Genomic DNA, 5663 nt, shown 5'->3' on the forward strand with positions numbered 1-5663 from the left:
CGTCGGTGGGATCGGCAGCGAAGTGGGATGGAATGTACATGGCAGGGTCCTGTCAGGGGGTGGGGATTTGTTCGGGGAGAATCTCGGCGGTGGGCGTGCGCGGGCGGACAAGCCGCACGCGGACAGCTGCGCCGGCGCAGGCTATGACCGCCAGGCCGCCGATGACGGTGCTCCAGGTCAGGGCCTCCCCCAGCAGCAGTGCCGCCCAGCAGATGCTCAGGACCGGCTGGACGAGCTGGATCTGGCTGACCTGGGCCATGGGGCCGATGGCGAGTCCGCGGTACCAGGCGAAGAAGCCCAGGAACATGCTCACCACGCCGAGGTAGGCGAAGGCGCCCCATTGAAGGGGTGAGGCGGTTGGCGGCTGGTCGGCGATGGCCAGCGCCGCCAGGAACACCATCAGCGGCGAGGCCAGGACCAGCGCCCAGGAGACGGTCTGCCATGCGCCCAGCTCCCGCGCCAGCAGCCCGCCCTCGGCGTAGCCGATGGCCGCGGCAACCACCGCGGCCAGGAGCAGCAGGTCCGACCACTGCAGCCGCCCGATTCCGCCTGCCTGCACAAAGGCGAAGGTGATGGCGGCCAGCGAGCCGAGGGCCAGGACGGCCCAGAACGTTGCGGGCGGACGCTCACCGGTACGGAGCACCACAGCCGTGGCGGTGGCCGCGGGCAGCAGGGCGATGACCACGGCGCCGTGGCCGGCTTCCACTGAGGTCAGGGCAAAGGAGGTCAGCAGCGGAAAGCCGACGACGACGCCCCCGGCAACCAGCGCCAGCCGGGCCCAGATCCGGGGTGAAGGAAGCCGTTGCCGGGTCAGTGCCAGCGCCGTGGCGGCGAGCACCGCGGCCACCACTGCCCGGCCGGACCCGATGAACAGCGGCGACAGGCCGGAGACGGCCAGCCGGGTGAACGGCACGGTGAATGAGAAGGCGGCCACTCCCAGGAGTCCCCACCAGATCCCGGTAGCGGACCGGGGCAGTATCACTGGGCGTGGCCCGAGAGTAGCGCTACTATTGTATTTCATGAACAACGATAGCAGTTCAAGGATCGTTTTGGCACTGCACCAGTGGATGAAAGCGGCTCCCCCCGGGTCCCGGCTGCCGTCCACCCGGTCACTGGTGGCGGAGTACCAGGCCAGCCCGGTGACTGTGCAGAAGGCCCTCCATGCCCTGACGGCCCAGGGCCTGATCGAGAGCAGGCCCGGCGTCGGCACGTTCATGCGCGCCGTCCGAACCGCGCGCCCTTCGGATTACGGCTGGCAGACGGCCGCGCTCGGCTCCCCGCAGTCGGTGCTGCCCTCCAGTTCGAACACGATGCGCGACGTGCCGAACAACGCCATCGCGTTCCATTCGGGGTATCCGGACCGGGAGCTTTTGCCGGAGCGGCTGGTCCGGGCTGCCCTGACGCGGGCCGCACGTGGCGATGCCGCCCTGTCGCGTCCTCCGGCGGCCGGGCTCCCGGAGCTGCAGTCCTGGTTCGCCCACGAGCTCGGTGCCTCGACGCCGGCCGGGATCACTCCGCCCACGCCGAGCGACGTCATTGTGCTGCCGGGCAGCCAGAGCGGGCTCAGCTCCATCTTCCGGGCGCTGGTGGGCGCCGGCCAGCCGCTGCTGATGGAGTCGCCCACGTACTGGGGTGCCATCCTGGCGGCAGCCCAGACGGGGGTGCGGGTGGTGCCGGTGCCCAGCGGCCCGGAAGGACCCGATCCGGCCGAGCTGGCCCGCGCCTTTGAGGAGACGGGCGCGCGGGTCTTCTATGCCCAGCCCAACTACTCCAACCCCACCGGCGCCCAGTGGGCTCCGGGACGGGGCGAGGAGGTCCTCGAGCTGCTGCGCCGGCACGGAGCTTTTATGGTGGAGGACGACTGGGCGCACGACTTCGGGATCTCCACCAGCCCCGTGCCCGTAGCCTCGCGGGACGACTCCGGACATGTGGTCTACATCAGGTCGCTGACCAAGAGTGTGTCCCCGGCGATCCGCATCGCCGCCGTCATCGCACGGGGCCCGGCCCGCGAGCGGATCCTTGCCCAGCGAGCGGCCGAGTCCATGTACGTCAGCGGGCTCCTGCAGGCAGCTGCCCTGGATGTGGTGACCCAGCCCGGCTGGCAGACGCACCTGCGCAGCCTCCGCCAGCAGCTCCTGTCCCGCCGGGACCTTCTGGCCGGCAGCCTGCGCCAGCATGTTCCGCAGGCCCACCTTGAAGGCCTCCCCCACGGCGGGCTGAACCTGTGGCTGCGCCTGCCGGACGGGACCGACGCCGCGAAGCTGGCCCGCCGCTGCGAGGATGCAGGGGTCATCATCGCCGCCGGCACGGAATGGTTCCCGGCCGAACCCGCCGGACCGTACATCAGGCTGAACTATTCCGGCCCGAATCCGGGCGCTTTTCCGGAGGGCGCCCGGATCATCGGGGAGGCCCTGGCCGCCGGCGCCTAGTGGCCGTGATGACGGTCAGACGGCTACCTTGACCAGCTCTTCGCTCGCATCCCACAGCCCGCGGGCGAGTTCGGCGTCGTAGGCCTGCTTGTTCGCCTTGGCCAGGGCGCGCTTGTAGTAGTAGGCGCCGGAGACCCAGTCGGTGCCGGCGGTGCCGTTGATCAGCCAGAGCAGGGTGTCGGCGCCCTGGTCCGGGGTGAGCATAAAGCGGTTCAGCAGTGTCTTGTAGGCGTGCCGCCATGGGCTGGTGGACTCTGCAGCGAAATTGGTGCGTACAACACCCGGGTGGAACGCCGCCGTCGTGATTCCCTGCTCACCGAAGCGGCGGTGCAGCTCGGACGTGAACAGGATGTTGGCGAGTTTGGCCGTGCCGTAGGCGCGGTTGGTGGAGTAGGTGTGCTCGGCGTTGAGGTCGAAGAGGTCCAGCTTGCCGAAACTGTTGGCGCCGCTGGCGGTGTTGATGACCTTGGCGTTGCTGGCCGTGAGCGTGCCCATCAGCAGCGTGGTGAGCAGGAACGGCGCCAGATGGTTGATCTGGAAGGTGGATTCGTTGCCGTCCACGGTGCGCAGGTGCTTGCCCATGATGCCGCCGGCGTTGTTGGCGAGCACATCGATGCGCGGGTAGTTTTCCTCGAGCTGCGCGGCAAGGGTCCGGACCTGGGCGAGGTCGGCGAAGTCGCAGACGAAGTAGTCGGCATTGAGTTCCTTGGCGAGGGACTGGGTCTTCTCGGCGGAACGGCCGACGATCACCACCCGCTCCCCTGCCTTTGCCAGCGTCCGGGCGGCTGCTGCGCCGATGCCGTCGCTGGCGCCGGTGATCACAATGGTGCGAGGGGTCAAGGGGTGTCCTTTGATTGGTTCGTTCCCGAATGGAGTGCCGTTGGGCACAACGACGGCGGGGCGGCCGGTGTTCCCACCGGCCGCCCCGCGCAGCACTTCTGTCAGCCGTTGGCTGGGGTCAGGGCGCTAACCGGCTATGCCGGCCAGCAGGAAGATGACCGCAGCGATGGCGAAGCCCATGACACCGATGAGGGTTTCCATCACGGTCCAGGTCTTCAGGGTGGTCTTGACGTCCATGCCGAAGAAGCGCCCCACCAGCCAGAAGCCGGAGTCGTTGACGTGCGAGACCACCACGGAACCTGCGGCCACGGCGATGACCAGCGCGGCGACCTGCATGCCGTTCAGTCCCGCAAGTGCTACGGCCGGGGCGATCAGGCCCGCGGTGGTGGTCAGCGCCACCGTGGCGGAGCCCTGGGCGATGCGCAGGATCGCGGAGATCAGGAAGCCTGCCACAATCAGCGGGATGCCCAGGTTGCCCAGGACGTCGGCAAGGGCAGCACCGATACCGGAGGTGCGCAGGACGCCGCCGAACATGCCGCCGGCGCCGGTGATGAGGATGACCGAGCAGACCGGGCCGAGCGAGGACTCCAGGAGCTTCTCAATGGCGGACGCGTCTTTGCCGCGGCGGCTGCCCAGGACGAACACAGCCACCAGCACGGCGATCAGCAGGGCCACCGGGGTTTCACCGATGGTGCGCAGGATCTGGAACCACTGTTCCTTCTTGACGTCCTCGGACAGGACGCCGGAGGAGGCCAGGGTGTTCAGGCCGGTGTTGAGGAAGATCAGGACCAGCGGCAGGAGCAGCAGCCCCACGATGGTGCGGAAGCGCGGCGGGTGGGACTCGGCTTCGGCGCTGGCGTGGCCCAGGATTTCCGGGACGGGCAGGACCAGCTTCTTGCCGGTCCACAGGCCGAAGAGGTAGGCGGTGACGTACCAGGTGGGGATGGCGGTGATGAGGCCGGCGATCATGACCAGGCCGATGTTGGCGTCGAAGAAGGCTGCGGCGGAGACCGGACCCGGGTGCGGCGGCAGGAAGATGTGCATGACGGAGAAGGCGCCGGCAGCCGGAAGGCCGTAGCGCAGCACTCCTCCCCCCAGGCGGTGGGCGACGGCGAAGACCACGGGCAGCATGACCACCAGGCCGGCGTCGAAGAAGATGGGGAAGCCGAAGATCAGGGAGGCCAGGCCGAGGGCGAAGGGGGCACGCTTCTCGCCGAAGACGCCGATCAGGTAGTCGGCCAGGACTTTGGCGCCGCCGGACGTTTCAACGATCCGGCCGAGCATGGCGCCCAGGCCCACGAGGAGTGCCACGGTGCCCAGGGTGGTGCCGAATCCGTTGATGAGGACCGGGACCACCTGGTTGGCGGGGATGCCGGTGGCGAAGGCAGTAGCGAGGCTGATGAGGATCAGTGCGACAAGCGCGTGCATCTTCAGCCGGATGATCAGGACCAGCAGCACGATAATCGACGCCGCGGCGATCAGGAGCAGGGGGCCTGCTCCCAGTGTTTGGGTCCATCCTTCGATGACCATGGTTCTCCTTTGAAACTGGAACTTGTTGGGGGGTGAAAGGTTAGGAAGCGTGGGCGGCGGGGAGCTTCAGTGCGGCGATGATGGCCGTGACAAGCTCCGCCGGGGACTTGGAAATGTCCAGCCGGAGGCTTCCGGTGGCCAGTTCGTCGTCGGTGAGGGGTTCAAGGGTGGCGAACTGGCTGGGCAGGAGCGTGGGCGGCATGAAGTGGCCTTCGCGGCCCTGCATCCGCTCGCCGATCAGGCCCGCCTCGCCGTCCAGGTGCAGGAACAGCACCCTGCCGTCTGCCTGGGCAAGCAGGCTGCGGTAGCTGTGCTTGAGGGCGGAGCAGGTCAGCACGGTGCTTTCGCCGGCCTGGGCCTTGGCGGTCATCCAGTCCTGGATCAGCTGCAGCCAGGGCCAGCGGTCCTCGTCCTGCAGGGGAATCCCTTGGGTCATCTTGCTGATGTTGGCCTCGGGATGGAACTCATCCGCCTCGGCACAGGCCCAGCCGAGCTGCTGGGACAGGGCCGCCGCGATGGTGGACTTGCCGGAACCGGCAACGCCCATCACCACCAGGTGCGTGGCTGGGTTGTGCATGTTTTACCTCCGAAGAAGACGCCGTTGGCTTAGTGAGAGAAACCTCGTAGCGCACCGTTTGAAAAGTGCGCCGGGAGATAAGGTATCACCATTTGTGATTAAAGATACTATCTTTGCGTGTCACAAGTCATACCTTTGATGATTCCTTCGGTATTCTGGGAGGGCGCACAGCGCAGAGGAAGGCAGGAAAGATGTCGACGGCGACACTTCAGGACGCGGACAACACGCACGACGGCGGGGCCTCCCCCGCCATGCACGAGCGCGTTCTCGAGGCGGTGGGCCTGGCC

5 protein-coding genes are annotated in these 5663 nt (G+C 67.9%); 1 reads left to right on the forward strand and 4 read right to left on the reverse strand.

Features of this window, described 5'->3' with window-relative positions; all coding sequences use genetic code 11:
* Positions 1 to 52 precede the first annotated feature (52 nt).
* The gene (locus tag DBR22_RS15745; protein WP_108599799.1) at positions 53 to 1021 is read right to left on the reverse strand and encodes a DMT family transporter; all 969 of its coding nucleotides are present in this window, start codon (positions 1019 to 1021) and stop codon (positions 53 to 55) included.
* Here DBR22_RS15745 and DBR22_RS15750 point away from each other — a divergent pair.
* A complete protein-coding gene (locus tag DBR22_RS15750) occupies positions 1020 to 2429 on the forward strand; it encodes an aminotransferase-like domain-containing protein (RefSeq protein WP_108599800.1) in 1410 nt (469 codons plus the stop codon). The genes DBR22_RS15745 and DBR22_RS15750 overlap by 2 nt on opposite strands.
* A gap of 15 nt (positions 2430 to 2444) precedes the next feature.
* Here DBR22_RS15750 and DBR22_RS15755 read toward each other — a convergent pair whose 3' ends face one another.
* The 3 genes from DBR22_RS15755 to DBR22_RS15765 form a co-directional block, all read right to left on the reverse strand.
* Positions 2445 to 3269 carry an SDR family NAD(P)-dependent oxidoreductase gene (locus DBR22_RS15755; protein ID WP_108599801.1) on the reverse strand — a complete coding sequence of 275 codons (825 nt, stop codon included), beginning with the start codon at positions 3267 to 3269 and terminating at the stop codon, positions 2445 to 2447.
* A gap of 126 nt (positions 3270 to 3395) precedes the next feature.
* Entirely contained in the window at positions 3396 to 4799 is a 1404-nt protein-coding gene (locus tag DBR22_RS15760; RefSeq protein ID WP_108599802.1) for a GntP family permease, read from the reverse strand.
* A gap of 40 nt (positions 4800 to 4839) precedes the next feature.
* On the reverse strand, positions 4840 to 5376 hold the full coding sequence (locus tag DBR22_RS15765) for a gluconokinase (protein ID WP_108599803.1): 537 nt from the start codon (positions 5374 to 5376) through the stop codon (positions 4840 to 4842).
* Positions 5377 to 5663 lie beyond the last annotated feature (287 nt).

This window comes from Arthrobacter sp. HMWF013 (genome assembly GCF_003061105.1).
Taxonomy (GTDB): domain Bacteria; phylum Actinomycetota; class Actinomycetes; order Actinomycetales; family Micrococcaceae; genus Arthrobacter.

Excerpts from the sequence above, each read along its gene's own strand:
- DBR22_RS15750 (WP_108599800.1), top strand. The coding sequence starts at position 1,020 with ATGAACAACGATAGCAGTTCAAGGATCGTTTTGGCACTGCACCAGTGG.
- DBR22_RS15745 (WP_108599799.1), bottom strand. The coding sequence starts at position 1,021 with ATGAAATACAATAGTAGCGCTACTCTCGGGCCACGCCCAGTGATACTG.
- DBR22_RS15760 (WP_108599802.1), bottom strand. The coding sequence starts at position 4,799 with ATGGTCATCGAAGGATGGACCCAAACACTGGGAGCAGGCCCCCTGCTC.
- DBR22_RS15765 (WP_108599803.1), bottom strand. The coding sequence starts at position 5,376 with ATGCACAACCCAGCCACGCACCTGGTGGTGATGGGCGTTGCCGGTTCC.